At 44.3% G+C, this 1584-nt stretch carries 2 protein-coding genes; both read left to right on the forward strand.

Going from position 1 to position 1584, the window contains the following annotated elements; translation table 11 throughout:
- The coding region (locus FHL06_RS12795; RefSeq protein WP_420360976.1) for a type I restriction endonuclease subunit R, EcoR124 family at positions 1–726 on the forward strand (726 nt) is incomplete at its 5' end.
- A 13-nt stretch (positions 727–739) separates the two neighbouring features.
- Positions 740–1584: N-6 DNA methylase (locus FHL06_RS12800; RefSeq protein WP_153386967.1), on the forward strand; the 845-nt coding region annotated here is incomplete at its 3' end.

Below are 1584 nucleotides of genomic sequence, written 5' to 3' on the forward strand. Positions count from 1 at the left end.
TGGGAAAACAGTGAAAAGGCCTTTGGTATCGCTCAGCCCGAAGTAGAATCCTATACGGGTAAATATCTGCGGATTAAAGCGGCGGTTACTAACCAAGAACCTGAGAAAGTCCCCGAAGAATTAGCTGCCTTAGACTTTTCCCTAGCCGTTGGTTCAGTCGTCTTGGTGGATTATGATTATTTGACGCAATTAATTCAAGATTGGATTGATGAACAGCAACAGTACACGACACCTGATCAAGCCCAAGCCCATATGACTGATTACCTGCAAAATAGTGCCAAAGTACAAGCTAGTTTGAATAAATTAGCGGAAACGCAACCGCAACAGGCTCAATTAATTCGCGAAGCCATGCCCTATATTGAGCAACAAATGCAACAGTCTCAGCAACAGAGTGACCAAAATCAAGCGCCAGTAGCGTTGAATGCTCGGGAGTTGGTGGCTGATTATGCCCAGAGACAATTGGTCAAAAAAACGTCGGTATTCGCCCACACGTGGGGCTTAGATCAAACAGCCCTATTGCGGGTGGCGCGTGAACACACCGTGGGTACCGATGAATGGCATCATGAACAAGAATTAACGCAGTCAGCGAATTTAGCAGCGGCCTTACAAGCTCAAACTGCCGCTGGGCCGAAGATTCCAGCTATTTTGCCACTATACCGGATTAAGTCCCAGGCCGCTTGGCGGCAGTTTATTGAACACGATTTAGCAATTTATCTACAAAAATAAGTGAGGTTAAACAATGTCAGAAAAAACAACTCAAGCTAGTCAACTTGAAAGCGCCCTATGGAATGCGGCCGATGTCTTACGCGGGAAAATGGACGCTTCTGAATATAAAAATTATTTATTGGGGTTAATTTTTTATCGGTTTCTATCTGAGAAAACCTTAACGACCTTTAGTGATTGGGCAGGCGAAACCGAAAATGTCACCCGGAAATATGCTCAGTATATGGATCCTCAGTTTGAATTGGAAGGCGTCTCGGTGCAGCCCAGTTTAGTGGAGTATTTGCAAAACACGCTCGGCTATTTAATTCAACCACAAGCGTTGTACACCACCCTGATTGGCAAGATTCAAGCCCATACTTTTGCATTAGACGATTTATCTCAAGCACTTCATGATCTGGAACAGTCGACACAAAATCTATCTTCAGCGCAAGACTTTTCGGGCTTGTTTGCCGATGTGGATTTAAGTAGTAATAAATTAGGCAGTTCTTTACAACAACGGAACCAAACTATTAGTGATACTATGTTAGCTTTAAATGCGATTGATCTTATCCATCATCAAGGCGACGTCTTAGGTGACGCCTATGAATACTTAATCGCGCAATTTGCCAGTGATTCCGGTAAAAAAGCGGGTGAATTTTATACCCCGCGGCAGGTGTCCGACATTATTGCCCAGATTGTGACTTATCAGCGCAATGCAGGTGACAAACAAGTTCGAACTATTTATGATCCAGCGGTTGGTTCTGGTTCGCTGCTATTAAATGTCGGACAGCACGTGCAAGACCCCAATTTAGTGAGTTATCACGGCCAAGAATTGAACACCACGACCTATAACCTGGCCCGTATGAACCTAATGTTACATGG

Source organism: Companilactobacillus halodurans (assembly GCF_009600985.1).
GTDB classification, from domain to species: Bacteria; Bacillota; Bacilli; order Lactobacillales; family Lactobacillaceae; genus Companilactobacillus; species Companilactobacillus halodurans.